This window comes from Janthinobacterium sp. SUN128 (assembly GCF_030587275.1).
Taxonomy (GTDB): Bacteria; Pseudomonadota; Gammaproteobacteria; order Burkholderiales; family Burkholderiaceae_D; genus Janthinobacterium; species Janthinobacterium lividum.
This window is the reverse complement of the sequence record NZ_JAPWHY010000004.1, coordinates 205075-230840: the sequence shown is the minus strand read 5'-3', so window position 1 is coordinate 230840 and position 25766 is coordinate 205075. Positions and strand designations below refer to the sequence as shown.

The window sequence follows — 25766 nt, the reverse complement described above, 5'->3', positions numbered from 1 at the left end:
ATAGCAAGTTGGTCCCACCCCTTCCCATCCCGAACAGGACCGTGAAACAACTTTGCGCCGATGATAGTGCTGCAACCAGTGTGAAAGTAGGTTATCGTCAGGCTTGTTATTCGCAGTAGAGAAAAACCCGATCAGCAATGGTCGGGTTTTTTTTCGTCTGGCGGTTTGTGATGGCGCACCCCAAACGCAGGCTGGGGTCAGACCCCCTCGCGCGTTGGCGTTGAATCTGGCGTTGGCGGTGTGGAGGGTCTGACCCCGGGGGGCGGTTCAGCAGGCGTAAAAAAAGGCAGCGCTGCGCGCTGCCTTCTTCTTGGTTTTATTGGCCGGCCACTACCGGCGTGGCGCCGCTCCTGGCAACCCATTCAATCAGCGCATCGACCGCTGCGCGGCCATTGCCATTGCCCACCAGGTCGCTATTGATCATGGCGACCACCACGCACAGCTGGTTGTTGGCGTCGGGCACATAGCCGGCGATGGCGACGACATTCTTTAACGTTCCCGTTTTGATGCGGGCCCGCGCGGCGGCCGGGCTGTTCAACAGGCGCTTGCGCATGGTGCCGTCCAGCGCGACGATGGGCAGGCTGGACTGGAACTCGGGCGCCCACGGACTTTGCTGCATCGCCTGCAAGACGCCGGCCATTTGCGCTGGCGCAATGCGTCCCGTGCGGGACAAGCCGGAACCATTGTCGACCAGCATGCCTTGGGTATCGATATTGTGCCGCTGGAACCATTCCTGGATGACTTGCCGTGCCCGGCTGGCCGTGTCTTCCGGCGCCGTCATGGCGACGGGGCGGCTGCCCAGCCAGCCATCGCTCTGCAAACTGCCCAGGCTCAGGAACAAGGTACGGGCCAGGGTGTTGTCGGAGGTCTTGTTGATATCGCGCAAGACCTCGGGCAAGGCGCGCGCCACGTGGTCGGCCAACATGCGCGTGCCGACGGGTTCGGCCGTTGGCGGCAAGCCTGTTGCCGGCGCTTCGCGCACCGTGCCCGTGATCGAGCCGCCCAGACGTTTCCAGGTGGCACGGAACAAACGATCCGCATAATCGTTGCGGTCGAGCACGTTGATACTGGTGGCCTTGCTGCAATTTTGCGGGAAGGTGCCGTGCAGAATCACCTGCAGCTTGCCGTTCGCATCGCGCCGATATTCGGGCGGGCGCCAGCCGTCTTCCCATCTGGCGCAACTGCCCTTGACCAGTTTCATGTCGCTCGTGATGCTGACATTTTCGAGCGGCGGCTGCATCAGGATGCTCAATTGCCGCTCCGTCGAGTTCATGTTGATATCGAGCAGATTGGTGTTCAGCAATAAGGCATCGGGAATGACGTTGTAGCGGAATTCGGCGGATTCGTCGAACGGTGCTGCGCCGATATCGGGCCGGGCCGGCTGGAACAGCTGGCGGTCGAGGATCAAATCACCCTTGATTTTCACGATACCCTGGTTGCGCAGGGTTTGCAGCATGTGCGCGAGTACGTCCGCATTGAAATCCGTGTCGGCGCCGCCGCGCAGGATCAAGTCGCCTTTCAGCACGCCATTGATGACATCGGCGCTGGTGCGCAACTCCGTGCGGCCGCGAAAGATGGGGCCCAGCTGCTCCAGGCCTACGGCCGTCGTCACCAGCTTCATGGTGGACGCGGGCTGCATGCTGCGCTCGGCGCCATGCGACAGCACGGTGGCGTTGCCGCGCAAGACGATGGCGCCCATGGCGTCTTCCGGAATATTTGCGCTGCGCAGCAGCAGGCTGACGGATTCGGGCAATTGCGCGTGGGCAGTCGACAGGCCAAGACCCGCCAACAGCGCAGCCATCAGAACAGGACGTAACATGGTGCTCCTTAGTGGAAAAAGACGTAGGCAACGAAGACGGCCGTGATCACGCCAGCCAGATCCGCGATCAGGCCGGCCGTGATGGCATAGCGCGTCTTGCGGATGCCCACCGAGCCGAAGTACAGGGCCACGATATAGAAGGTGGTGTCGGCCGAGCCCTGGAAGACGCAGGCCAGGCGGCCGACGAAGGAGTCGACACCGTAGGTATTCATGGCGTCGATCATCATGGCCTTCGAGCCGGAGCCGCTGAGCGGCTTCATCATGGCGGTCGGCAGGGCGGGCACGAAGTCCGTATTGATACCCAGGTTGGCGAAGAACCAGTTCATGCCGCTCATCAGGAAATTGAACACGCCCGCATTGCGGATCACGCTGATGGCTACCAGCATGCCGACCAGGTAGGGAATCACGGTGATCGAGGTCTGGATGCCGCCTTTTGCTCCTTCGATGAAGGCGTCGTACACGTTCACTTTCTTGCGCAGCGCGCCAATAATAAATATGGCAATCACGCTGATCAATACCAGGTTGCTGACCACTTTGGACACCAGCTCGATTTCCTGTTTCGTCAGGTATTGCGTAAAGTACCAGATCATGGCGACGATGGCGCTCGTCATGCCGCCCATCCAGCCCAGCACGACCCGGTTGAGCAAGTTGATGCGTTGCTTGATGGAGACCGTGATGATGCCGACCATGGTGGCCACATAGGTGGCGATCATGCAGGGGATAAAGATGTCGGACGGGTCTGCCGCGCCGAGGATGGAGCGCTGCGCCATGATGGCCAGCGGAATCAGGGTCAGGCCCGAGGTGTGCAGTACCAAAAACATGATTTGCGCATTCGTCGCCTCTTCCTTGTTCGGGTTCAAGGTTTGCAGGCTTTCCATGGCTTTCAAGCCGAACGGCGTGGCCGCATTGTCCAGGCCCAGCAGGTTGGCCGAGAAATTCATCACCATGTGGCCCGTGGCCGGGTGGTCTTTCGGAATTTCCGGGAAGATGCGCGAAAAGAAGGGGGCGATCACTTTCGCCAGCCAGCCGACGATGCCCGCCTTTTCGCCGATGTTCATGATGCCGAGCCATAAGGTCATCACGCCGGCCAGTGGCAGCGCGATATCCATCACGCCCATGCGCGCCGTCTCGAAGGTGCCATCGATGATGCGCTTGAAGATATCGGTATCGCCGAGAAACAGCCACTGCAGCACTGCGGCCAGGAAGCCAACGAGGAAAAAGCCGGACCAGATGTAATTAAGTGCCATATGCGATCAGTTCTGTGTGTCGGGAGTGAAAAATGTCTGCAAACAAAGTATAGGGGCAGCCCGATACGAGTTGATGAAAGAATGCAGCAATCGCATGCCAAAAAGTTATAAGCTGGCAGCCTGTTTTCATTGGCGCCCCATAGCTTGCCCGCGTAGTGTGGGGGATGCCTGTCGCTTAGCGCTGTTCCTTACCTTTGTCTGCACTGGATCACTGATGATGTTTTTACGCAAAACCGCCTGCGCCGCCGGCCTGGCCCTGTTGACGCTTTTCACGGTGCCGGCCCATGCCGCCGCCGATGCCGCCCGCGCCGGTAAGACCCTGCACTTGTTTTTGAGCACCAGCGAGACGGGCCTGGACCCGGCCGTGGCGTCGGACCTGGCTAGCCTGAACTTGATGGAAAACATTTTCGACCCGCTCTTGCGCTATGACTACCTGACGCGCCCGGTGCAGCTGCAGGGCAACACGGCGCGCGGCTTGCCGAGCATGGAAGATGGCGGACGCACGTATATCTTTCACTTGCAGCCCGGTATTTTCTTCACCCCCGATCCCGCCTTCAAGGGCCAGCCGCGCGAAGTGACGGCGCAGGATTATGTGTACAGCCTGACGCGGCTGTATGACCCCAGCCTGAAGTCGCCGTGGTTGTTCTTGCTGGAAGACAAGCTGGTGGGCGATGCGGCCCTGAAAACAAAATTCAGCTATGACACGCCCATCGCCGGCCTGCAGGCGCTGGATAAATACACCCTGCGCATCCGCCTAAACGGCGTCGATCCGAACTTCCTGTTTTACCTGGCGATGCCGGCGACAGCGGTGGTGGCGCGCGAAGTGGCTGAAGCGTACCCGGCGGCAGGGCAGATCGGTAATCACCCCGTGGGCACGGGGCCGTTCCTGGTGAAGGAATGGAAGCGCAGCGACAAGATCGTGCTGCAAGCCAACCCTGCCTTCCGTGCCACCGTATTCCATACGGAGGCTAAGGCGCTGGCCGCCTTGCCGCTGGAGGCGCGTACCATCGCCACCGCGCTGGAAGGCAAGCAATTACCGCTGGTCGAGCGCATCGAGGTGCGCATCGTCGAGGAATATCAATCGCGCATGCTGGGTTTCCTGAAAGGCGAATTCGATTACCTGGAACAAGTGCCGGAATCGATGACGGACATGGTGCTGGAAAATGGCGCGCTGAAACCGGCATTGCTTGCCAAGGGTCTGCAGCTGACGCGCTTTCCCGTGCTGCAAACGTATTACATGTGGATGAATATGGACGATCCCGTGCTGGGCGGCACGAGCAAGGACAAGCTGGCCCTGCGGCGCGCCATCGCCCTCAGCTATAACAGCCGCGAAGACATCGCCTTGCTCAAAAAAGGCCTGGCCTTGCCGGCCCAGTCGCCGCTGCCGCCGAATGTGCTCGGTTACGACAAGCTCTACCGCAGCCCCGTCGCCTACGATCCCGTGCTGGCGCGCGCCCTGCTGGACCGCTTCGGCTACAAGGCGGGCGCCGACGGTTTCCGCACCCAGCCGGATGGCACACCCTTGCTGCTCACCATGCACACGGAACCGAGCACGGTGGGACGCTTGCGCGATGAATTGTGGCGCCGCAACCTGAACGCCATCGGCCTGCGCGTGGAATTTAAAAGCGACAAGAAGACGGAAATCATCAAGGCTTCGCGCCTTGGCAAGGTGCAGATGTTCGAAACCAACTGGATCGCCGACTTCCCCGATGGCGATAACTTTATGCAATTGTTGTATGGTGGCAACGTTGGCCGCGCCAACTATGCCCGCTTCAATTTGCCCGATTACAATAAACGCTATGAGGAGGCGCGCCTGCTATCCGATACGCCGCGCCGACGCAGTCTGTACTTCGACCTGTTTCAGCTGATCCACGCCTACACGCCGTGGGTGTTGCTGACGCATCCCATCTCTGCCGACCTGCAGCAACCGTGGCTAAAAAACTACAGGCGCCACCCCGTGGAATTCACGTCCTGGCGCTATCTGGACGTGGATAAAAGCAGGGCTAGCCCCGCAGGCAAGTGACCATGTCACTGAAAAGGGCATTCATTCCAAAAAGTTATGGTTAGGAAAGCATTTTTCATTGGCTGGGCCCGGATGCATCGCGCTACTCTGAAAATGAAAACAAATAAAGTCATGCGCAAATGTCATAAAAAAATGTACTGCGAGACAGATAGTTGCGACGTGAAAAAAACAGCCTGACTTGAGAACTCAAGTTTCGATTGCCCAAATAAAGGAGAGACCCGTGAAATTGAAGAAGCTAGCGCAATTGGTGGCATTGATGGGGGTGGTGGGGCCGGTGATGGCACAGGAAGCGGCGGCACCAGCAATGCAACGGGTCGAAGTCACGGGCAGCAGCATCAAACGCGTCGCCAAGGAAGGCGCGCTGCCGGTGCAAGTCATTTCGTTTGAACAGATCGAAAAGCAGGGCATCACGACGACCGAGCAACTGGTACGTACGCTGTCGGCGAATGGCACGGGCGCCGATAACATGACTTCGGGCAATAACGTGTTTGGCGCCGATGCCGACAGGGTCAGCGGCGGCGCCTCGTTCGCCTCGCTGCGCGGCCTCGGTCCATCGAGCACCTTGGTGCTGTTGAACGGCCGCCGCATCGCCACGCATGGCGCCAGCGGCAAGTCGGTCGACCTGAACTCGATCCCGCTGGGCGCGATCTCGCGCGTGGAAATTCTCAAGGATGGCGCCTCGGCCATCTACGGCACGGACGCCATCGGCGGCGTGATCAATTTCATTCTGAAAACCAATTACAGCGGCGTGGAAGCGTCCGTCTCCACCAACGACACGCAGGCAGGCGGCGGCGCCACGCGCCGCGCCTCGCTGCTGGCCGGCACGGGCTCGCTGGAAAGTGACGGCTACAACATCATGGCCAGCCTGACCGTCGACAAGGCGCAGCGCCTGAATGGCAGCGACCGCTCCTTCGTCAACGGCTACCAGCCGGGCCGCGGCCTGTCGCCCGACACCACGGGCACGCCGTTCGCCAACCAGATGGCGGGTGCCGGCACGGCGCTGGGCGCCTCGTTCCAGCTGCCCGGCGACGCGAATAAATACCTGCAAGCCAATCCCCTGAGCTTCCAGGGCAAGTGCGACAGCATTGCCGGCATGTCGCAGTACCAGACGGAGCTGTGGAAAGACGTGACCTCGCCGCTGCGCACCAAATATTCCTGCGCCTACGACTATGGCGCCGACTATGTGCTGCAATTCCCCGTCGAACGAGCCAATCTGTTGTCGCGCGGCACGTTCCAGCTGGCGCCCGACCACCGCATGTTTGTCGAGGTGCTCGGTTCGCGCACCAAGGCCACGGCCATCTTGACGCCGATGCAGGTGCAGGCGACTGTGGCCAACAAGAATCTGTATCCGGTCGGTGGCGCGTACTACCAGGACCTGTCGGCCTACATCCCCTCGTTCGACAAGACCAAGCCGATTTCCTACAAATGGCGCGCCAATGACGTGGGCAACCGCACGCAGGAAAACACCACCGACAATGCCCGCGTGCTGGTGGGCTTTGAGGGGAACTTCGGCAAGTGGGATTACAAGGCTGGCATTTCGCGCGCCGAAAGCAGTACCAAGACCAAGCTGACGGATGGCTATTCCTATACGGACAAGCTGTACGCGGCATTGGCGACGGGCATCATCAATCCGTGGGTGGGCGCTGGCCAGAGCCAGACGGAAGCGGCCAAGCAATTGATCGAATCGACCAAGTTCCGTGGCGACTTCCAGCACGGCAAGACAACCCTGACGCAGATCGACGGTTCCGTTTCGGGCGAGCTGTTCCAGCTGCCGGCCGGTGCGCTGGCCATGGCGGCCGGTTTTGACTTGCGCCGCGAAGGTTACAGCTTCGGGCAAGATGTCGATGCCATCCAGATCCTGCTGGCGCCAGGCAATGCCGCATTGAAAGATGCCAGCCGTACCGTCAAGGCCGTGTATGCCGAATTGCTGGTGCCGGTCACGAAGGACCTGGAAATGCAGCTGGCCATCCGCCGCGATGATTACAGCCTGGTAGGCGCGACGACAAATCCGAAAGTGGCTTTCCGTTACCAGCCAACGGATTTCCTGCTGTTCCGTGGTTCGGCCAGCAAGGGTTTCCTCGCGCCAAGCTTCCAGCAGCTGTACTCCGGTTCGCTGAGCCAGGAATTGCCGAACGGCGTCATCGACCAGGAAGGCTGCGCCAAGCATCCGGGCGTGCCCGAGTACTGCGCCATCGACCGCCTCGACTACAAGACGGGCGGCAACACGAACCTGAAGCCGGAAACGTCGAAGCAGGGCAGCGTCGGTTTTGTCATCGAGCCATTCAAGGGATATTCGGCCTCGTTCGACTACTGGGCCATCAATACCAAGGATCGCATCCTGAACCGCACGCCGCAAATCGTGCTGACCAACTACCAGGCACTGAACCAGTACATCCACCGCAATCCGGACGGCACCATCGAGTACGTGCAGGCGGGCTGGATCAATGCGGCAGGCAGCCGCGTGCGCGGCCTCGACGTGGGCTTGCGCGGTGAGGGCAAGATCCAGGACGCGAAATGGACGGCGACCCTGGACGGCACGTATATGGACAGCTTCAAGTTCGCGGAATATCAAGGCCAGGAATACCAGGAACTGGTCGGCAAGTTTTATACGCGCGACCTGTACCTGCGCTGGAAACACAATGCCAGCTTTGGCGTGTCGCGCGGCGACTGGAGCGGCTTGCTGATCCAGAGTTTTTCGTCGGGCTACAAGGACCAGGTGCCGAATGGCGGCAAGGGTACGCCGCCGCCAGGCTTCAAGCCGGATGTGTCCAGCTACACCACGTATAACTTGTCGGGCACGTACACGGGCTTCAAAAATACGACGATTACCGTGGGTATCCAGAACCTGTTCGACCGCGATCCGCCGTTCACCGCGCACAACGTGGATGAGGTGGTGGGCGCCGGCTGGGATCCGCGCGTGGCCGATCCGCGTGGCCGTTCGCTGTCGTTCCAGCTGAAGTACAAGTTCATGTAAGGCGGCCATGCCGGCGGTGATCCCGCTGGCATGCTAATCTCGTGCGGCGGCGCCTGGCGTCGCCGTTTTTTATTCCAGGAAGGGGCCGCATGTCCAGTCAGACCAATCTCAGCCGGCGCCGCTTCGGCGGCTTGCTGGCCGCCACCTTGGGGGCGGCAGGCACACCGGCGTGGGCGGCGGCCGCGCAAGGGAAGGGTAAACGCATGCAACAGCAACACGCATTGATCAAACCGGCGCGCCTGCGCGACGGCGATCTGGTCGCCATCATCGCACCAGGCGGTTTTACGGATGAGGACGCCATCGCCAAGGCCGTACGCAATATCGAATCGCTGGGACTGCGCGCCAGCCTGGGTGTCAACATCCGCGCCGTGCACGGCAACTATGCGGGCACGGTGCAGCAGCGCCTGGACGACCTGCACGCGGCGTTTCGCGATCCGGAAGTCAAGGCCGTGTGGGCCATCCGCGGCGGCTCCGGCTGCATTTCGCTGCTGGCGCTGCTCGACTATGCCTTGATCCGCGCGAATCCGAAAGTGCTGATCGGCTATTCCGACATCACGGCCCTGCACCTGGCCATCGGCTGCCAGACGGGCCTGGTGACGTTCCACGGCCCCGTGGCCTCGTCCACGTTTTCCGATTACACGGTGACGCAGCTGCAAAACGTGCTGATGACGCCGCAAGACAGCTATACGATCCCCATGGCGCTGGACAATCACCGCCGCGCGCAGACGCACGCTAACTTCGCCATCCGTACCGTGCACGGCGGCCAGGCGACGGGGCGCTTGACGGGTGGCAACCTGTGCATGGTCAGCGCGCTGGCGGGCACGCCGTATGCGGCCGATTTCCGCAAGCATATTTTGTTCCTCGAAGAAATCAACGAAGTGCCCTACCGCATCGACCGCATGCTGTGCCAGCTCGACCTGTCCGTGGGGTTCAACAAGGCTGCGGCCTTGATGCTGGGCGTCTTCGAGCATTGCGAGGCGGCCGAGGGCGACACCGCGCTGACCCTCGATGCTACCCTGGAGCAGCATTTGCAGCCTTTACGCGTGCCGGCTGTCAGCGGCTACTCGTTTGGCCACATCCGCCACCAGTTCACGATACCGATGGGCATATTGGCGACCCTGGATGCGGACCGGCAAACCCTGACCTTGTTGGAGCCAGCCGTCTGCTAGCGTACGGTGCAGCGGGGCGATTGTCAGTATGCTAGTGTGATTGCAGGCGCGGCACGAGGCCGCGCCGCCTTCTTCACCGCACCCGACATGATCAACCGCCACGCCAGTACCTACATCCTCAGCCACCCGCTGGCCTTTACGCTGCAGGTGCTGAAGGGTTTCCGCGCCAACCAGGGCCTGCTGCTGGCGGGCGCCGTCGCGTATTACTCGCTGCTCTCCATCGTGCCCCTGCTGATGCTGGTGGTGGTGGCCCTGTCGCACGTGATCGCGCAGGACGAATTGCTGCAAACAATCGGCCATTACCTGGAATGGCTGGTGCCGGGGCAATCGAAAGCCATCGTGGCCGAGATCGCACATTTTCTCGATAACCGGGGCGTGATCGGCTGGCTCTTGCTGCTGACCATGCTGTTTTTCAGCTCGCTGGCGTTTACCGTGCTGGAAAACGCCATGAGCGTGATTTTCATTCACCGCGTGGCCATCCGCCGCCGCCATTTCCTCATTTCCGCCGTGCTGCCGTACTGCTACATCCTGTGCTTGGGCGTGGGCATCTTGCTGATCACCCTGGTGGCGGGCGGCTTGCAGGTGATGGGCGAGGAAAGCGTGCGCTTCCTGCGCCATGACTGGGGCCTGGAAGGGGTGTCCGGCGTGCTGCTGTATCTGCTGGGGCTGGCGGGTGAAATCCTGGTGCTCAGCTCGATTTACCTGGTCATGCCGGTGGGGCGCCTGTCGATCACGCATGCGCTGATCGGCGGCGTGACGGCGGCCCTCTTGTGGGAAATCGCGCGCCACGTGCTGGTCTGGTATTTTTCCACCTTGTCGCAGGTCAATATCGTGTATGGCTCGATGACGACGGCCATCGTCGTCATGTTCAGCCTGGAAATCGGCGCCACCCTGCTGTTGCTGGGCGCGCAAGTGATTTCCGAATACGAAAGAGTGGCCCGCGGCGGGGAAGAAGACAAGCCGTTGGCGCTAAGGACTTGATTTAAGGTATGGCTTCAATTCATTATTGCACTGCACAAAAAGCTGTGTTATACTCCGTTCAGTGATTGAGATTTGGCAACAAATTATCTCACCATCCAGTTTCAGCGCGGCGACCGACAGGTGTAATGTCGATGGCGTGACAGTGCGAAGAAATGGATTTTGTAATTCCGGATACGTTGGTCGATTTACACTTGGAGTCACCATGCAGATAGCATGGGAGTCCGAAAATCAGGAGGCACTTTGCAGATAGCACTGGCGTCCATGACACGATTAAAGCATTGGTAATACATTGGAACAAAGCCCGCGCTAGCGGGCTTTTTTTTCGTCTGTGGCTGGCGCGTTGAGCAACCTACTGCGCCGCCCGCTCTCGACTCGGCGTTACTCGCCGTACTTAAGTACGGCTGCGTTACTCAAGCCGATATCGAGCTTGCTCGCTACGGTTGCTCAAGGCGCCGAGACTTCTACTGCTTTTATAAGGCTCTGGCGATGAGTATCTTCTGGATATCGCTGGTCCCCTCATAAATCTGGCACACGCGCACGTCGCGGTAGATGCGCTCGACGGGGAAGTCGGACACATAGCCGTAGCCGCCGTGCACCTGGATGGCGTCCGAGCACACTTTTTCCGCCATTTCCGACGCAAACAGCTTGGCCATGGCCGCTTCCTTCAGGCAGGGCAAGCCTGCATCCTTCATGGCCGCCGCGTGGCGGATCAGCTGGCGCGCCGCTTCAATCTGCGTGGCCATGTCGGCCAGGCGGAATTGCACGGCCTGGTGCTCATAGATGGGTTTGCCGAAACTCTCGCGCTCGCGCGCATAGCTCAGGGCCGCTTCATACGCGGCGCGCGCCATGCCCACGGCTTGCGAAGCGATGCCGATGCGTCCGCCTTCCAGGCCGGACAGCGCGATCTTGTAGCCTTGTCCCTCTTCGCCGATCAGATTTTCCGCCGGGATGCGGCAGTTGTCGAACAGGATCTGCGCCGTGTCCGACGAATGCTGGCCCATCTTTTGCTCCAGTCCCGCCACGATGTAGCCGGGCGTGTTCGTCGGCACCCAGAAGGCGCTGATGCCGCGCTTGCCGGCCGCCTTGTCGGTGACGGCCATGACGATGGCCACGTCCGCATATTTTCCGCTGGTAATGAATTGCTTGGTGCCGTTGATGACGTATTCATTGCCGTCAAGCGTGGCCGTCGTGCGCAGGGCCGAGGCGTCGCTGCCCGTGTGCGGTTCCGTCAGGCAAAATGCGCCCAGCATGGCGCCTTGCGCCAGTGGACGCAGCCATTGTTCCTTTTGCGCATCGTTGGCGTACATCATGGCGATGCTGCACACGGGACAATTATTCACTGAAATGATGGTCGAGGTGCCGCCATCGCCGGCGGCGATTTCTTCCAGCACCAGGGCCAGCGACACGTAGTCGAGGCCGGCGCCACCGAGCGCTTCCGGCACGGCCACGCCAAAGGCGCCCAGCGCGGCCAGTTCCTGCAATTCTTCTTTCGGGAAATGATGTTCCTTGTCCCAGCGGGCCGCGTTGGGCGCCAGGCGCTCGCGCGAAAAACTGCGCAGCGCTTCCTGGATCATGGTCTGTTCTTCATTGAGTATCATGGGACGTCGTCTCGTATTTTTTATAGTGGATGCGGGAATTACCAGGCTATGGGCTTGCCATCGTAGTTGCGGAACACGGCCTTGTCCGTGGCCGGCAGACTGGCCAGGGTGGCGCGGATGCCGGCAGCGCTTTGCTCGGGCGAAATATCCGCACCGGCGCCGCCCATGTCCGTGCGTACCCAGCCCGGGTGGAAAGCCACGCAGCTGACGCCTTGCGGGCCATGCACGAGGGCCGTGTCGATCAGCACGGAATTCAGGGCCGCCTTGCTGGCGCGGTACAGCGAACCGGTGGGATTGCCCCGTTCGCTCAGGGAACCCATGTGCGAGGACAGCACGGCCAGTTTGCCTTTCGCGTTGGCCACCAGCGGCGCCAGGATCGGCAGCAGCCGCATGGCCGCCAGCACGTTCGTGTGCATGACGAGGTCGAAATCGGCTTGCGCGGGGAAACCGTCGTGGCGGGGGCCGTACACGCCCGCGTTGAGGATGGCCACGTCAAGCTTTTCATCGTCGAGCTTCCAGCCCAGGCCGGCACAGCCTTCCACGTCCGTCACGTCGAGCTGGTGCGCTTCCGCGCCCAGTTGCGCGAGGGCGTCGCAGGCGTCCGGTGTGCGGGCCGTGGCGATGACACGCCAGCCATCGTGGCGGTATTGACGGACGATTTCGTGGCCGATGCCGCGCGAGGCGCCGATGATCAATGCGGTAGGCATATGTTTTCTCCCTGAAAATAAAATGAAAGGGCGCGCACCGTGAACTGCGGTGCGCGCCCGTGCTCAGGAAGAGCTTATACCAGTTCGATCGCCATCGCCGTCGCTTCGCCGCCACCGATGCACAGGGCTGCCACGCCGCGCTTGCCGCCGGTTTTTTTCAAGGCGCCCAGCAGGGTGACGATGATGCGCGCGCCTGAGGCGCCGATCGGGTGGCCCAGCGCGCACGCGCCGCCGTGGATGTTGATCTTGCTGTGCGGAATGTCGAGGTCGTGCATGGCGGCCATCGGTACGGCCGCGAACGCTTCATTGATCTCGAACAAGTCGACATTGCTGCTGCTCCAGCCCGTTTTGGCGTACAGCTTTTTCACCGCGCCGATGGGGGCCGTGGTGAATTCGTTCGGCGCCTGCGCATGCGTGGCGTGGCCGTGGATTTTGGCGATGACGGTGCAGCCGAGTTTTTTCGCCGTCGATTCGCGCATCAGCACCAGGGCGGCCGCGCCATCGTTGATCGACGAAGACGAGGCGGCCGTGATGGTGCCATCCTTCTTGAAGGCGGCCTTCAAGGTCGGGATTTTTTCCAGGCGGGCCTTTTGCGGGCCTTCATCGATGCTGACGATGGTGTCGCCGCCACGGCCGGACACGGTCACGGGCACGATTTCCCACTCGAAACTGCCATCCTTGGTGGCCGCTTGTGCGCGTTTGACGGATTCGATGGCAAACGCATCCTGCGCTTCGCGCGTGAACTGGTACTGGCTGGCGCACTCTTCGGCAAACGTGCCCATCGAGCGCGCATTGCCCTTTTCATCGCGGCTGTAGGCGTCTTCCAGGCCATCCATCATCATGTGGTCATAGATCATGCCGTGGCCGATGCGGTAGCCGCCGCGCGCCTTTGGCACCAGGTAGGGGGCGTTGGTCATCGATTCCATGCCGCCCGCCACCACCACGTCGGCGCTGCCGGCGAGCAAGGTGTCGTGCGCGAACATGGTCGTCTGCATGGCCGAGCCGCACATTTTCGACAGGGTCACGGCGCCCGTGGAATCGGGCAAGCCGGCCTTGCGCAAGGCTTGGCGCGCGGGCGCCTGGCCTTGGCCAGCCATCAGGCAATTGCCGAAAAACACGTGTTCCACGGCATCCGGCGCCACGCCGGCCCGTTCCACGGCGGCGCGGATGGCTACGGCGCCCAGGTCGCTGGCGGTGACGTTGGCAAAGTCGCCCTGGAAGGCGCCCATGGGGGTGCGCGCGGCACCGACGATTACGACTGGATCATTCATGTTGGATCTCCGGTTAAGGGTGGGGATGGTGACTGCATACAAAAACGCAGGTGCTGCGGATAAGGGAAGACGTCCTCGATATGGCCGTCTTCGATGCGCTGCTTGCGCGCCTGCCAATATTGCGCCGTCAGCAGGTCGGCATGGTGCTGCATGAAATAGGTGCGGATGCGGGGATTGCCCAGCAGGAAGGTGCCGAATTGTTCGGGAAACACATCGTTCTTGCCGATGGGATACCACGGTTCGGCCGACATTTCTTCCTCCTCCGTGCGCGCTTCAGGGATGACGCGGAACTGGCAATCGGTGATGTACTCGATTTCATCGTAATCGTAAAAAACGACACGCTGATGACGGGTCACGCCAAAGTTTTTATACAGCATGTCGCCCGGGAAAATATTTGCCGCCACCAACTCCTTGATGGCGTTGCCGTACTCGACGATGGCGTGTTCGACCAGGTCATCGCGGCCTTCCTTCTCGGCATTGCTCAGCCACATGTTCAGCGGCACCATGCGCCGCTCGATGTACAGGTGGCGGATGATGATCTGCTCGTGGTCTTCCTCGATCAGCGAGGGGGCGAATTGTTTCAGCTCGGCCAGCAATTCCTCGGCAAAACGGGCGCGGGGAAAGGCCACGTTGGAATACTCGAGCGTGTCGGCCATGCGGCCCACCCTGTCGTGGTGTTTCACCAGCAAATACTTTTGCTGGACTTGCGCGCGCGTGGTTTCCTTGGGCGGCGGGAAGAAATCCTTGATGACCTTGAAGACATACGGAAACGACGGCAGGGCAAACACCAGCATCACCAGGCCGCGGATGCCGGGCGCGCTTTCAAAGTGGTCCGACGAGTGTTTCAAATGCTGCAGGTAGTCGCGGTAAAACAGCGTCTTGCCCTGTTTTTGCAGGCCCAGTATCGTATAGATTTCGCTGCGCGGCTTGCGCGGGAGCAAGCTGCGCAGGAATTGCACATAGGCCGATGGCACTTCCATATCGACCAGGAAATAGGCACGCGTAAACGAAAATAGCACGGCGATCTGCTGGTGCTCGAACAGCACCGTGTCGAGCACCAGCTTGCCGTGGCGGTTGTGCAGGATCGGCACGACAAACGGGTATTCGCGGTTGCCGTTGATGCCCTTGCCGACCAGGTAGGCGCCCTTGTTGCGATAAAACAAGCTGGTCAGGACCTGGATCTGGTGGTTCGGCTCCAGCCGGTCGCCGCCAAACAATTGCTGCAGGCGCGCTTCCACCTGGGCCACATCACGCTCCAGGTTGGCAAATGCGCAGCCCAGCTGGAAGTCCGTCACCATGCGCGTCAGGGTGTGGCGCAAGCCATCCTGGCCGGGGTAATACACGCGGTAGGTGGGGGCCGGGTCTCGCGTTTCGATGTATTCCGTGGACACGACGGGCCGCACGAAAATATAGTCGTTATTGAAATACGTGCGGTGCAGGATGTTGCAGCAGACGGAATTGAAGAAGGTTTCCGCCAGTTCCGGCTGCTTGTGTTCCGTCAGCATGCCGATGTAGTGCAGCTTGAGTTCGCGCCACACTTCGTCGCTCAACTCCGACTCTTCGTACTCGTCTTCGAGCATCTGCACGCATTCCTGCACGCGCTTGTCATAAAAGTCGATGCGTTCTCGGGCCGCCGTCTGCGCCGCGGCCCAGGCGCCCTGCTCGAAATACTGCTTGGCGTGCTGGCTGGTTTCGCGGAACAAACGGTAATGCTTGTCGAAGCCGTCGCGGATGGTGAGCGCGATATCGAATGCAATCTGGGAAGAGAGCAATTTGGGGAAGGCAATGTGCGTCATATCTGTGCTCGCATGAATAGCTCATCACCCAGTCGATAATCGCGCGCCCGTACTTACTTGGTTTCCGCAAACAGTTCGCGGCCTATCAGCATGCGGCGGATTTCGCTGGTCCCGGCGCCGATTTCATACAGCTTGGCATCGCGCCACAAGCGGCCGGCCGGATACTCATTGATGTAGCCGTTGCCGCCCAGGGCCTGGATCGCTTCGCCTGCCATCCAGGTTGCCTTCTCCGCACTATACAGAATGGCGCCGGCCGCATCCTTGCGCAACTGGCGCACGGCTTCCGGCGTGGTGGCGCGGTCGCAAGCCTGGCCCACGGCATACACATAGGCCTTGCACGCCATCATGGTCGAATACATATCGGCCAGTTTGCCCTGCATCAATTGGAATTCGCCGATGGGCTGGCCGAATTGCTTGCGATCATGCACGTAGGGCACGACCAGGTCCATGCAAGCCTGCATGATGCCCAGCGGACCGCCGGACAGCACGGTACGCTCGAAGTCGAGGCCCGACATCAGCACGTTGACGCCCTTGCCCAGGCCGCCCAGCACGTTTTCGGCCGGTACTTCGCAATCCTGGAATACCAGTTCGCCCGTGTGCGAGCCGCGCATGCCTAGCTTGTCGAGTTTTTGCGCGATGGAAAAGCCCTTGAAATTCTTTTCGATCAGGAATGCCGTCATGCCGCGCGGACCCGCTTCCAGGTCGTTTTTCGCGTACACCACCAGCACGTCTGCGTCGGGACCGTTGGTGATCCACATCTTGGTGCCGTTCAAGACCCAGCGGTCGCCCTTGAAGTCGGCGCGCAGCTTCATGCTGACGACGTCCGAGCCCGCATTCGGTTCCGACATGGCCAGCGCGCCGATGTGTTCGCCCGTGATCAGTTTCGGCAGGTATTTGGCTTTTTGCTCGGCCGTGCCGTTGCGCTTGATCTGGTTGACGCACAGGTTCGAGTGGGCGCCATAGGACAGGCCGACGGAGGCCGAGGCGCGCGAGATCTCTTCCATGGCGATGATGTGCGCCAGGTAGCCCATGCCGGCGCCGCCGTATTCTTCGCTGACGGTGATGCCGAGCAAGCCCATGTCGCCCATCTTGCGCCACAGGTCCATGGGGAACTGGTCCGTGCGGTCGATTTCGGCCGCGCGCGGCGCGATTTCGGCGGCGGCAAATTGTTGGATCGCTTCGCGCAGGGAGGCGATGTCGTCGCCGTGGTCAAAGGTCAAGCCTGGGAGATGGAGCATGTCGTCCTCGTCGTCGTTATAAGTGTGGCGGTCATGGATGCCGGGTCAGTGAAGCTATGATACTCAGTTGTGACGTTTACGTAAACGTAAAGCGATACGCGTAAAGCGCTGCGCGGCAAGCGCCGCCGCATGAATACCTAGTTTGTTTGCGCCTTATCAAGGCTCAAGTCCGCCAGCATGCGCGCGCAAGCGTCTTCATGCGCGCTGATTTCCGCCAGCGCCATTTCGATATCGATGCGCTGTTGCTCCAGCGTCTGCCGGTGCTGCGCCAGCACACCCAGGAAGCGGTCCATCTGCGCGCGCGTGTCCTTCGGCGACTCGTACATGTCGACCAGGCTCTTGATTTCCGACAACGCCAGGCCCAGGCGCTTGCCGCGCAGGGTCAGTTTCAAGCGGGTGCGGTCGCGCGGCGTATAGACGCGGCTGCGGCCGCCGGCGCCTTCGCGTTTCGGGCTGAGCAAGCCCTGGTCTTCATAGAAACGGATGGCGCGCGCCGTGATGTCGAATTCCCGCGCCAGTTCGGTAATGGTATAGGTCGTCATTGCTGCGGGCGGTGTCGGTTGCATGGGTGGTCGGTCGCTGGATGGGTGCTGCAGGGTAATGGGTGGCAAAGTGCCGTTTACGTCAACGTCAATACTATTGTAGCGTGCCCTGCCCGTGCTGCAACAAAGAAAGGCGTGATTGGGGGGATTTGGCGAATAAGGCAACAATTACTGAAAATAAATTGATTCTTCTTGCGCAAACGCGCTTAAGATCGAGAGTTGGTGGCCAAGATGACACCAAAAAGAGCTTTCCTGGCATAACAGCGACATTCTTTTCGCTGCGATGGCAGTAAAATTTTCAGGCACAGATTCTTTCCAGCCGGCACGATCAAAAAACAACGTTTTACTATGAGTACGTCGTTCATATCGTTTCCATGTTGGAAACAAAATGGCCCTTCTGAAAACTTTGTCTACAAGAAATTGTATGACATGGGCATTGCGTGTATTGGTAGAGAAGGGCATTATCCGATACCGTACGTTGTAATGCCAAACCGAGGCTTTGAATCGTGCTGCAGTGCGAAAATCAAGGCTAGCCGCGAATTTGACCCGAAGCCACGCAGAATCGCAAGAGAAAATTTGGCCTACTTTTTCACCTGAAAAGCCCGGCTGGAGTGTTAATTGTTAATTTATACTCTTTTCAAATGTAACAATCTGTATGGTCATTCAAGAAACTGACTTTCATGTTACAACATGAAATAGTACACCTATGAATTCTTCTAACGAACGCGAAAGCTTCAGCCAGCGACTTCAGTTGGCTCTCAAAAACGCCCATTATTCTCCAGACAGCCCGACCAGACTGGCCCGGGAATTCAATATCCGTTTCGACGGGCGCCCGATTACCGTGCATGCAGCTAGGAAATGGTTAGTAGGTGAAGCAATTCCGACGCAAGAGAAATTGCGCATGATTGCCCAATGGTTGGGCGTTCCAGCGGAATGGTTGCGTTTTGGTGGTCCGGAAAGCGCCACGCCGAATGGCGAAGCGGGCAGCGCTTTGTCGCGTTTTGAGTCCGCCGATGTGAAATTAATTGCCGATTTGCAAAGATTAGATGAACATCATCGTCAAATCGCGCGAGAATTTATTCGCATGCTGGTCAGAGTCAACTACCAAAAGTAAGCATTCAGGCCATCCCCGGCCGGCGCCGTCCGCCTTTCGCTGACGGTGCTCTCCCTGTCCTTTTATTTGCGCAACGTCATACTGGAGACATGATTTTGCCGCACAATAAGACCTCGCATGTTGCGCTGCAGCGGAATTATTTAACAATAATCCCGCTCGCGGCGGCGCAGCGGCCAATACCAGCGCATAATCACATCAGAAGCAGCCAGTTCATCCACTACGGAGCCGAGCATTTGAGCCGTCTTATGAAAAGTAACTACAGCAATACCGCGCAGCTGAAGGACTTGATGACCGTGCCCCCCATGACTGCCGCGCAACATGCGGAAGTGATGCGCAAACGGATCGCCCACCGCAGGATGGTTGAAGAAGCCAGGGATTTGAAGCAGGCAAGTGCCGTTCAGTTTGAGAAGCGTTGAATTGGCGGTAGCAAGCGGAGAGGGCTAGCCAGGCGTGCCGTCGCTGGGGGTTTTCAAACCATTCCACCGCGGCGCCAGGGCGTGCTCGATGCCGAGCAGGTCGATGACGCGCGCCACCGTATGGTCGACCATCTCCGCAATGCTCTGCGGGTGGTGATAAAAGCTCGGCAAGGGCGGGAAGATGATGCCGCCCATTTCGGTCACGGCTGTCATATTGCGCAGGTGTGCCAGGTTGAACGGCGTTTCGCGCACCATCAGGATCAGGCGGCGACGCTCCTTGAGCACCACATCGGCTGCCCGCGTGATCAAATTATCCGACAAGCCATGTGCCACGGCCGCCAGGGTCTTCATCGAGCACGGTGCGATGACCATGCCATCCGATTGAAACGAGCCGCTGGCGATGCTTGCGCCGATGTCGCGCAGTTTGTGCACCACGTGCGCTTGCGCTTCGATTTCCTTGCGCCCCACGCCTGTTTCCTGGTGCAGGGTTAGTACGGCCGCATCGGACAAGACCAGATGCGTCTCGACGCCAGGGATGGCGCCGAGCAATTGCAGCAGCCGCAAGCCATACACGGCGCCCGTGGCGCCCGTGATGGCCACGACGATACGGCGCGGCCGCGCAAGCTGGCTATCAGGCATCCAGCAGGGACTTCAGTTCGCCCGATTCAAACATTTCATTCATGATATCGGAACCACCGATGAACTCGCCTTTGACATACAGCTGCGGAATGGTAGGCCAGTTCGAGTAATCCTTGATGCCTTGGCGTACTTCCGGGTCATCCAGCACGTTGACGGTGGCGATGTTTTCCACGCCGCATGCTTTCAGGATCTGGATGGCGCGGCCGGAAAAGCCGCACTGCGGGAACTGGGCCGTGCCCTTCATGAACAGCACGACTGGCGTGCTCGTCACGGTTTCTTTGATCCAGGTTTGTACGTCGCTCATAGCTGCCTCTGATGGGTAAATAAATAGATGCCGTCATTTTATAAGAAAACGCCGGCACGGGTATGCGCTCAAGTCATAAATCGGACAAGTCAGCCACGTTGAGGCTTATAAGGTCTTGCCCAGGCACACCGATTGTGCAGCGCCCACGTATTTACCCCAGGCAATGACGGGTGCATAGCCGTGTTTGGCATAAAACGCCACGGCGCGCCCATTTGCCACGCGGGTGGACAGGTGCAGGGCATGGTAGTGATGCTGGCGCGCCTGCGCCTCTACATGGGCCAGCAGGGCCGCGCCCACGCCGGCGGCGCCAGGGCGCGCATACATGCGCTTGAGCTCGCCTATGGTGCTGTCCGCTTCGCCCAGCGGCCGCAGGGCGGCGCAGCCCAGCAGTTCTCCAGCGCCATCGCGCGCCAGGTAAAAGCCGCCGCGCAAGGTTGTCGCTTCGACATCGAAGGAAGAGCGGCCGCTGTCGCCATTGATGCGCAGCAGCGTATCCGACAATTCATCGAGCAGCAGCTGCGCCTCCATGCTGGCGGCGTCCACCGCCAGGATGACAAGGTCATGCCCGGCGGCCATGGACTTAACCGCGCAGCTTGGCGAACGCGGCGGCCATGCTGCCGGCCGGCTCGGGCGCGTTGCGCGATTGCGACTGGTGCTGCGCCATGCTGCGGCGGTCGTTGCGGTCGCCCTTTTGCTCGGGCTTGCTGCCCGCTTGCGGCGCGCTATCCGTCAGGCGCATGGTCAGCGCGATGCGCTTGCGCTTTTCATCGACTTCCAGCACCTTGACGCGGACGACTTGTCCCGCCTTGACCACCGTGTGCGGATCTTTCACGAAGGTGTTCGACAGGGCCGAGATGTGCACCAGGCCATCCTGGTGCACGCCGATATCGACGAAGGCGCCAAAGGCGGCCACGTTGGTGACCACGCCCTCGAGGATCATGTCCGGACGCAAATCGCGGATTTCTTCCACGCCTTCCTTGAAGGTGGCGGTGGTGAACTCCGGACGCGGGTCGCGGCCCGGCTTTTCCAGTTCCTTCAGGATGTCGGAAATGGTCGGCACGCCGAACGTTTCATCCGCGTACTTTGCCGGGCTCAAGGTTTTCAGCAGCGCCGTTTCGCCGATGACAGCCTTGATATCCTTCTTGATATCGGCCAGGATCTTTTCCACCAGCGGGTACGATTCCGGGTGGACGGCCGAGGCGTCCAGCGGATTGTCGCCGCCCATCACGCGCAGGAAGCCGGCGGCCTGTTCGAACGTTTTATCGCCCAGGCGCGGCACGGCTTTCAAGGCTGCGCGCGAGGTGAACGCGCCCTTCATGTCGCGGTAGGTGACGATGCTTTGCGCCACGCTGGCCGACAGGCCGGAGACGCGCGCCAGCAGCGGCGCCGACGCCGTGTTCACGTCCACGCCCACGGCATTCACGCAATCTTCCACCACGGCATCGAGCGAGCGGGCCAGCTGGCTTTGGCTCACGTCATGCTGGTACTGGCCCACGCCGATCGATTTCGGGTCAATCTTGACCAGTTCGGCCAGCGGGTCTTGCAGGCGGCGCGCAATCGACACGGCGCCGCGCAGGGACACATCCATGTCCGGCAACTCTTTCGAGGCGAATTCGGACGCGGAATACACCGACGCACCCGCTTCCGAGACGACGATCTTCGTCATCTTCGCTTCCGGATGCTGCTTGATCAAATCCTGCGCCAGCTTGTCGGTCTCGCGCGAGGCCGTGCCGTTGCCGATGGAAATCAGGGACACATTGTGCTTGGCGGCCAGGCGGCCCAGCGTATGCAGCGAGCCATCCCAGTCGTTCTTCGGCTGGTGCGGATAGATCACGGCCGTGTCGACCACTTTACCGGTGGCATCGACGACCGCCACTTTCACGCCCGTGCGCAAGCCAGGATCGAGGCCCATGGTGGCGCGCTGGCCGGCCGGCGCGGCCAGCAGCAGCGCTTTCAGATTGGTGGCGAAGACATTGATCGCATCGAGTTCCGATCGCTCGCGCAGGGCACCCATCAGTTCCGTTTCCAGGTGCATGAAGCTTTTCACGCGCCAGGTCCAGCGCGCCGTGTCGGCCAGCCATTTGTCGGCCGGACGGCCTTGTTGCTTGATGCCGAAGCGGGCTGCGATGCGGCCTTCGCACGGATTGTGCGGCGCATCCCATTTCGGTTTTTCCGCTTCCGTATCCAGGCGCAGGGTGACGTCGAGGATGCCTTCGCGGCGGCCGCGCAGCAGGGCCAGCGCGCGGTGCGAGGGGACCGTGGAAATGGTTTCCGAGTAATCGAAATAATCGGCGAATTTTTCGCCTTCGTCCTGCTTGCCTTCCACCACTTTCGATTCGACGATGCCATGTTCCTGCACGTATTCGCGCAAGGTTTGCAGCAACGTTGCGTCTTCGGCGAAACGTTCCATCAAAATCTGGCGCGCGCCGTCGAGGGCCGCCTTGGTATCCGCCACGCCCGGGTTGTTGCCGTCGGCACTCGTAAACGCGTCGCGCAGGAACTTGCCCGCTTCCATTTCCGGCGTCAGTTCGGGATTGTCCAGCAAGCCGTCGGCCAGCGGCATCAGGCCCGCTTCGATGGCGATCTGCGCTTTCGTGCGGCGCTTTTGCTTGTAGGGCAGATACAAATCTTCCAGGCGCGTCTTGTCTTCCGCGTGCATGACGGCGTCGAGCAATTCGGGCGTCATCTTGTTCTGTTCCGTGATCGAGGCCACGATGGCGGCGCGCCGCTCTTCCAGCTCGCGCAGGTAGCGCAGGCGCTCTTCGAGCAGGCGCAGCTGGATATCGTCGAGACCGCCGGTCGCTTCCTTGCGGTAACGGGCGATGAAGGGCACGGTGGCGCCTTCGTCGAGCAGTTCGATGGCGGCGGCAACCTGCACCGGTTTGGCGGCAAGTTCAAGGGCAAGACGTTGTTCGATAGTGGGCAGCATGGTTGTTTCCAGAGCGATCAAGCCTGGAATGATACGCAATCGGCGCGATTGCGCAATCTTGACAGCGCAAATGGACTGTGCGTTGACAACGGCGTCAACGTGGCGGCAGCAGCGGGCTGGCGGGCGGAGGGGGACTTGGGCGCTGCGGCGTGACGGACTTGCCAAAGGCATTGCCCATGCGGTGTTCGAGGGCGGCGCGGTTGTACAGGCCCAGCTGGTTCGACGGGCGTTGCACGATCGCTTCCGCGCCGGACAGGGAAGGCGGCTGCCGGTTCAATGTGTTGCTTTTGGGCAATAATTTTTCATTCAAGCATGACATCGATTGTGCGCGCTGGCCATTGGCTTCCACTTCCACGCAGCCCTTTTGCGGCGCGGCGGCCTTGACGACGACGGTGTGTTCGTCCGCCTGTGCGGACAGGGCGGCGCAGGCCAGCAGTAACAGCAAGAACAGGTGTGCCATGGCGGCTCCCGGAGCGGTGGTGAAGCGCCCAGCATAGCAAGGACATATGTCGCGGCGATGACACAGGCCGGGATGCGGGCTGGCGCCATGTCATGCAGTTGTCATTTTATGAAGCTACCATCTTGCCATTCTGCAGACAACATTGCAGTCAAGACACTTCATGAGCAGGCTTTCTCGTTGATTTCCCTGGAAAATGACACAAACCCACCGCCGCGCCGCAAAGGGCAATGCCCTGTCCGCCTGCTTGCTGATGACATTCATGACATTCATGACATTCGTGCGACCGGCTGCGGGTGCGGACGGTGCTGATGCCGCCGCGCACGCTACCCTGCACTTCGACTTGCCCGCCCAGCCGCTCGATGCGGCGCTGGTGGCGTTTGGCGAAGTGACCGGGTATTCCGTGCTCGTCAGCAGCCAGCTGGCGGCCGGTCGCGTGGCAGCGCCCGTGCGCGGCGACTACACGCCGGCCGAAGCGCTGCAGCGCCTGCTGGCCGGCACGCAGCTGGGCGCGCGCTTCAGCGGCAGCAATGCGTTTACCTTGCTGGCGCTGGCGGACGCCCCCGTGGCGCCGGCGCCCGTGCCGGCCGAGGCCGTTCCCGCCGCGCCGCCGTTGCAAGGCTATGCGGCCGTTCTGCAGCGCTCGCTCACGCGCGCCCTGTGCCGTTTGCATCCGGACGCGTTTGGCCGCTACCGCCTGGCTTTCCAGTTGTGGCTCGACGAGCGGGGCAAGGTGCGCGCCGTACATGTGCTGGAACCGAGCGGCGTGGAACAGCGCGACCGCGCCGTGTTGCAGCGCCTGCGCAGCCTGCTGATCGATGGCGCGCCACCGGCGGGCTTGCCGCAGCCGCTGACGATTTTACTGACGCCGCGGCCCGACCCAGGGGCCGATTGCGCGCCCTACCTCCTGTCCGGGGTGTCCTGACCATGCCGGATTTGCTGAAAGCCACCTTGCGCAAGCTGTTCCTGGAACGCTATGGACAGTTTCGCCGCCATTTGCAACGCCGCCTGGGCTCGGAAGACCTGGCCAATGACGCGCTGCATGAAACGTATCTGCGGGTGGAACGGATGAACGCGCCAGAGGCGATCAGCTATCCATCCGCCTACCTGATGCGCATCGCCATCAACATTGCGGAAGATCAACGTCGCGACAATGCGCGCCTGCTCAGCCTGCCGGATATCGACGATCTATACGAGATGGCCGATGAGCTGGCCGACCCGGCCCGCACCTTCAGCGCGCGTGCCGAACTCGAGGAACTGGAACGGGCCTTGCAGGAGTTGCCGAAACGCCGGCGCGCCATCGTCATCGCCGCCCGCGTCGACCAGTTGCCGCACCGCGACATCGCCGAGCGCTTCGGCATTTCCGCCCGCACGGTGGAGAAGGAATTGCGCGCCGGACTCGAACATTGCTGCGAACGCATGGGACGCGATTTCATCCAGCGCTTCGGTCCCGGGGCGGGAAAAACGTCTAAACATCATGACTGAACAAGCGGAAGACGACATGGGTGTCATCGAACAGGAAGCGCAGGCGTGGGTGGTGCGTCTGGCCTCGGGCCAGGTCAGCGAGCGCGACGCGCAAGTGTTTCGCCACTGGTGCGCGCGCAGCCGCAAGCATGCCAACGCGTTTGCCGAGGCGCGTGCCGTGTGGGGCGCCATGGCGCCGGCCGCGCGCGCCGTCAAGCGGGCGCAGGCGCCCGTGAACGTGGCGCGGCGCGCCTGGCTCGGTGGCGCCGTCGCCGCCTCACTGGGCTTGCTGGTGCTGCGCCCGCCCACGGACCTGTGGCCGGCCGTGGCGGGCCTCGCCGCCGACTACGCCACCGGCACGGGCGAGCAGCGCGAAGTGGCGCTCGATGGCGGTGTGCTGGTGCAGATGAATACGCAGACGCGCCTCGATGCGGCGCCGCTGCAGGATGGCGCCGCGTCGCTGGTGCTGCTGGCGGGCGAGGCGGAATTCCAGGCCGGCTTGCGCGGCGCGGCGAGAGTGCGCGTGCAGGCGGGCGACGGCACGGTGTCGGCCGGCAGCGCGCGCTTCAATATCCGCTTGTTCGGCCAGGAAGTGTGCGTGACCTGCCTGACGGGCCGCCTGCGCGTGGCGCAGGCCGGCAACGATGCGGAACTGGCGGCCGGCCAGCAGCTGCGTTATCGGCCCGAGCATTTCGGCATCGCGCGCGAGGTGGCGAAGAGCGATGTCAGCGCGTGGCGCCAGCGCCTGCTGGTATTTAAACAAAGCACGCTGGCCGAGGTGGTGGACGAGGTGAACCGCTACCGTCCCGGCAAGCTGATCCTCAATGGCGAGGCCTTGAAACACACGCGCGTGCAAGCGAGTTTTTCACTCGACCGCCTCGACGATGTGATCGCCCTGATCCAGGATGCGTATGGCGCGCGGGTGACGCGGCTGCCGGGCGGCATCGTGCTGTTTGGCTAGCGATGCAGGCCGATGGCATCTCGCCAATTATGACATTTTCATGACCTTTTGCAGTCCCGGACCTTGTTCCCTGTCAATGCTGCTGGAAGCCGCGAATCAGTGCCTGCCGCCCGCCCC

At 61.1% G+C, this 25766-nt stretch carries 22 protein-coding genes and 1 rRNA gene; 10 read left to right on the top strand and 13 right to left on the bottom strand.

Translation table 11 applies throughout. From position 1 onward, the window contains the following. A 5S ribosomal RNA gene (gene rrf / locus O3297_RS25060) occupies positions 1 to 103 on the top strand; the annotation flags it as partial. Between the two features lie 213 nt (positions 104 to 316). Here the strand turns inward: rrf and dacB are convergent. Beyond that, a complete protein-coding gene (gene dacB / locus O3297_RS25055) occupies positions 317 to 1819 on the bottom strand; it encodes a D-alanyl-D-alanine carboxypeptidase/D-alanyl-D-alanine-endopeptidase (protein WP_305050639.1) in 1503 nt (500 codons plus the stop codon). Between the two features lie 8 nt (positions 1820 to 1827). Next, a complete protein-coding gene (locus O3297_RS25050) occupies positions 1828 to 3066 on the bottom strand; it encodes a nucleoside recognition domain-containing protein (RefSeq protein ID WP_034753725.1) in 1239 nt (412 codons plus the stop codon). 217 nt (positions 3067 to 3283) lie between these two features. On the opposite strand from O3297_RS25050, the gene O3297_RS25045 reads away from it, so the two are divergent. The 4 genes from O3297_RS25045 (at position 3284) to O3297_RS25030 (ending at position 10213) form a co-directional block, all read left to right on the top strand. Then, positions 3284 to 5089, top strand: coding sequence for an ABC transporter substrate-binding protein (locus O3297_RS25045; protein WP_305050655.1), 1806 nt, complete (start codon positions 3284 to 3286; stop codon positions 5087 to 5089). A gap of 220 nt (positions 5090 to 5309) precedes the next feature. Further along, positions 5310 to 8063 carry a TonB-dependent receptor gene (locus tag O3297_RS25040; protein WP_305050637.1) on the top strand — a complete coding sequence of 918 codons (2754 nt, stop codon included), beginning with the start codon at positions 5310 to 5312 and terminating at the stop codon, positions 8061 to 8063. An 89-nt stretch (positions 8064 to 8152) separates the two neighbouring features. Beyond that, on the top strand, positions 8153 to 9232 hold the full coding sequence (locus O3297_RS25035) for an LD-carboxypeptidase (RefSeq protein ID WP_305050635.1): 1080 nt from the start codon (positions 8153 to 8155) through the stop codon (positions 9230 to 9232). 87 nt (positions 9233 to 9319) lie between these two features. Beyond that, positions 9320 to 10213, top strand: a complete 894-nt coding sequence (locus tag O3297_RS25030) for a YihY/virulence factor BrkB family protein (RefSeq protein ID WP_070280173.1) — start codon at positions 9320 to 9322, stop codon at positions 10211 to 10213. 470 nt (positions 10214 to 10683) lie between these two features. Here the strand turns inward: O3297_RS25030 and O3297_RS25025 are convergent, their stop codons facing one another. The 6 genes from O3297_RS25025 to O3297_RS25000 all read right to left on the bottom strand — a co-directional run bounded on the left by O3297_RS25025 (position 10684) and on the right by O3297_RS25000 (position 17365). After that, positions 10684 to 11811, bottom strand: coding sequence for an acyl-CoA dehydrogenase family protein (locus O3297_RS25025; RefSeq protein ID WP_070260720.1), 1128 nt, complete (start codon positions 11809 to 11811; stop codon positions 10684 to 10686). A gap of 38 nt (positions 11812 to 11849) precedes the next feature. After that, positions 11850 to 12518: an SDR family oxidoreductase gene (locus O3297_RS25020; protein ID WP_305050633.1), complete on the bottom strand. Its 669-nt coding sequence runs from the start codon at positions 12516 to 12518 to the stop codon at positions 11850 to 11852. 74 nt (positions 12519 to 12592) lie between these two features. Further along, positions 12593 to 13789, bottom strand: a complete 1197-nt coding sequence (locus O3297_RS25015) for an acetyl-CoA C-acyltransferase (RefSeq protein WP_099379186.1) — start codon at positions 13787 to 13789, stop codon at positions 12593 to 12595. Beyond that, a complete protein-coding gene (gene aceK / locus O3297_RS25010) occupies positions 13786 to 15585 on the bottom strand; it encodes a bifunctional isocitrate dehydrogenase kinase/phosphatase (protein WP_305050631.1) in 1800 nt (599 codons plus the stop codon). The genes O3297_RS25015 and aceK overlap by 4 nt, the downstream gene beginning before the upstream one ends. Positions 15586 to 15638: 53 nt before the next feature. After that, positions 15639 to 16823 carry an isovaleryl-CoA dehydrogenase gene (locus tag O3297_RS25005; RefSeq protein ID WP_070260712.1) on the bottom strand — a complete coding sequence of 395 codons (1185 nt, stop codon included), beginning with the start codon at positions 16821 to 16823 and terminating at the stop codon, positions 15639 to 15641. A 137-nt stretch (positions 16824 to 16960) separates the two neighbouring features. Then, positions 16961 to 17365 carry a MerR family DNA-binding transcriptional regulator gene (locus tag O3297_RS25000; protein WP_034780980.1) on the bottom strand — a complete coding sequence of 135 codons (405 nt, stop codon included), beginning with the start codon at positions 17363 to 17365 and terminating at the stop codon, positions 16961 to 16963. A 706-nt stretch (positions 17366 to 18071) separates the two neighbouring features. On the opposite strand from O3297_RS25000, the gene O3297_RS24995 reads away from it, so the two are divergent. Both O3297_RS24995 and O3297_RS24990 read left to right on the top strand, forming a co-directional pair. Beyond that, complete coding sequence (locus O3297_RS24995; RefSeq protein WP_034753756.1) at positions 18072 to 18479, top strand: hypothetical protein; 408 nt, start codon at positions 18072 to 18074, stop codon at positions 18477 to 18479. Positions 18480 to 18568: 89 nt separating this feature from the next. After that, the gene (locus O3297_RS24990; protein ID WP_151091795.1) at positions 18569 to 18895 is read left to right on the top strand and encodes a hypothetical protein; all 327 of its coding nucleotides are present in this window, start codon (positions 18569 to 18571) and stop codon (positions 18893 to 18895) included. A 24-nt stretch (positions 18896 to 18919) separates the two neighbouring features. Here the strand turns inward: O3297_RS24990 and O3297_RS24985 are convergent, their stop codons facing one another. The 5 genes from O3297_RS24985 to O3297_RS24965 form a co-directional block, all read right to left on the bottom strand. Further along, positions 18920 to 19534 (bottom strand): UbiX family flavin prenyltransferase, encoded by a 615-nt coding sequence (locus O3297_RS24985; protein ID WP_305050629.1) that lies wholly within the window; start codon positions 19532 to 19534, stop codon positions 18920 to 18922. Then, positions 19527 to 19838, bottom strand: a complete 312-nt coding sequence (grxD, locus tag O3297_RS24980; protein ID WP_010402157.1) for a Grx4 family monothiol glutaredoxin — start codon at positions 19836 to 19838, stop codon at positions 19527 to 19529. Before grxD ends, O3297_RS24985 begins: the two co-directional genes overlap by 8 nt. Positions 19839 to 19943: 105 nt before the next feature. After that, positions 19944 to 20414: a GNAT family N-acetyltransferase gene (locus O3297_RS24975; RefSeq protein WP_305050626.1), complete on the bottom strand. Its 471-nt coding sequence runs from the start codon at positions 20412 to 20414 to the stop codon at positions 19944 to 19946. A 4-nt stretch (positions 20415 to 20418) separates the two neighbouring features. Next, positions 20419 to 22767, bottom strand: coding sequence for a Tex family protein (locus tag O3297_RS24970; RefSeq protein ID WP_034780972.1), 2349 nt, complete (start codon positions 22765 to 22767; stop codon positions 20419 to 20421). Positions 22768 to 22861: 94 nt separating this feature from the next. Next, the gene (locus O3297_RS24965) at positions 22862 to 23227 is read right to left on the bottom strand and encodes a hypothetical protein (protein WP_305050624.1); all 366 of its coding nucleotides are present in this window, start codon (positions 23225 to 23227) and stop codon (positions 22862 to 22864) included. 259 nt (positions 23228 to 23486) lie between these two features. On the opposite strand from O3297_RS24965, the gene O3297_RS24960 reads away from it, so the two are divergent. The 3 genes from O3297_RS24960 to O3297_RS24950 are packed head-to-tail and all read left to right on the top strand — an operon-like array spanning position 23487 to position 25649. Further along, the gene (locus tag O3297_RS24960; protein ID WP_305050623.1) at positions 23487 to 24149 is read left to right on the top strand and encodes a secretin and TonB N-terminal domain-containing protein; all 663 of its coding nucleotides are present in this window, start codon (positions 23487 to 23489) and stop codon (positions 24147 to 24149) included. Between the two features lie 2 nt (positions 24150 to 24151). After that, a complete protein-coding gene (locus tag O3297_RS24955; RefSeq protein WP_070260704.1) occupies positions 24152 to 24709 on the top strand; it encodes an RNA polymerase sigma factor in 558 nt (185 codons plus the stop codon). Then, a complete protein-coding gene (locus O3297_RS24950; RefSeq protein ID WP_305050620.1) occupies positions 24702 to 25649 on the top strand; it encodes a FecR domain-containing protein in 948 nt (315 codons plus the stop codon). The genes O3297_RS24955 and O3297_RS24950 overlap by 8 nt, the downstream gene beginning before the upstream one ends. Positions 25650 to 25766 lie beyond the last annotated feature (117 nt).

Bases quoted from the DNA above. Each gene is read 5' to 3' on its own strand.
- dacB (WP_305050639.1), bottom strand. From the start codon at position 1,819: ATGTTACGTCCTGTTCTGATGGCTGCGCTGTTGGCGGGTCTTGGCCTG.
- O3297_RS25050 (WP_034753725.1), bottom strand. From the start codon at position 3,066: ATGGCACTTAATTACATCTGGTCCGGCTTTTTCCTCGTTGGCTTCCTG.
- O3297_RS25045 (WP_305050655.1), top strand. From the start codon at position 3,284: ATGTTTTTACGCAAAACCGCCTGCGCCGCCGGCCTGGCCCTGTTGACG.
- O3297_RS25035 (WP_305050635.1), top strand. From the start codon at position 8,153: ATGTCCAGTCAGACCAATCTCAGCCGGCGCCGCTTCGGCGGCTTGCTG.
- O3297_RS25030 (WP_070280173.1), top strand. From the start codon at position 9,320: ATGATCAACCGCCACGCCAGTACCTACATCCTCAGCCACCCGCTGGCC.
- O3297_RS25025 (WP_070260720.1), bottom strand. From the start codon at position 11,811: ATGATACTCAATGAAGAACAGACCATGATCCAGGAAGCGCTGCGCAGT.
- O3297_RS25020 (WP_305050633.1), bottom strand. From the start codon at position 12,518: ATGCCTACCGCATTGATCATCGGCGCCTCGCGCGGCATCGGCCACGAA.
- O3297_RS25015 (WP_099379186.1), bottom strand. From the start codon at position 13,789: ATGAATGATCCAGTCGTAATCGTCGGTGCCGCGCGCACCCCCATGGGC.
- aceK (WP_305050631.1), bottom strand. From the start codon at position 15,585: ATGACGCACATTGCCTTCCCCAAATTGCTCTCTTCCCAGATTGCATTC.
- O3297_RS25005 (WP_070260712.1), bottom strand. From the start codon at position 16,823: ATGCTCCATCTCCCAGGCTTGACCTTTGACCACGGCGACGACATCGCC.
- O3297_RS25000 (WP_034780980.1), bottom strand. From the start codon at position 17,365: ATGACGACCTATACCATTACCGAACTGGCGCGGGAATTCGACATCACG.
- O3297_RS24995 (WP_034753756.1), top strand. From the start codon at position 18,072: ATGAATTCTTCTAACGAACGCGAAAGCTTCAGCCAGCGACTTCAGTTG.
- O3297_RS24990 (WP_151091795.1), top strand. From the start codon at position 18,569: ATGATTTTGCCGCACAATAAGACCTCGCATGTTGCGCTGCAGCGGAAT.
- O3297_RS24985 (WP_305050629.1), bottom strand. From the start codon at position 19,534: ATGCCTGATAGCCAGCTTGCGCGGCCGCGCCGTATCGTCGTGGCCATC.
- grxD (WP_010402157.1), bottom strand. From the start codon at position 19,838: ATGAGCGACGTACAAACCTGGATCAAAGAAACCGTGACGAGCACGCCA.
- O3297_RS24975 (WP_305050626.1), bottom strand. From the start codon at position 20,414: ATGGCCGCCGGGCATGACCTTGTCATCCTGGCGGTGGACGCCGCCAGC.
- O3297_RS24970 (WP_034780972.1), bottom strand. From the start codon at position 22,767: ATGCTGCCCACTATCGAACAACGTCTTGCCCTTGAACTTGCCGCCAAA.
- O3297_RS24965 (WP_305050624.1), bottom strand. From the start codon at position 23,227: ATGGCACACCTGTTCTTGCTGTTACTGCTGGCCTGCGCCGCCCTGTCC.
- O3297_RS24960 (WP_305050623.1), top strand. From the start codon at position 23,487: ATGACATTCATGACATTCGTGCGACCGGCTGCGGGTGCGGACGGTGCT.
- O3297_RS24955 (WP_070260704.1), top strand. From the start codon at position 24,152: ATGCCGGATTTGCTGAAAGCCACCTTGCGCAAGCTGTTCCTGGAACGC.
- O3297_RS24950 (WP_305050620.1), top strand. From the start codon at position 24,702: ATGACTGAACAAGCGGAAGACGACATGGGTGTCATCGAACAGGAAGCG.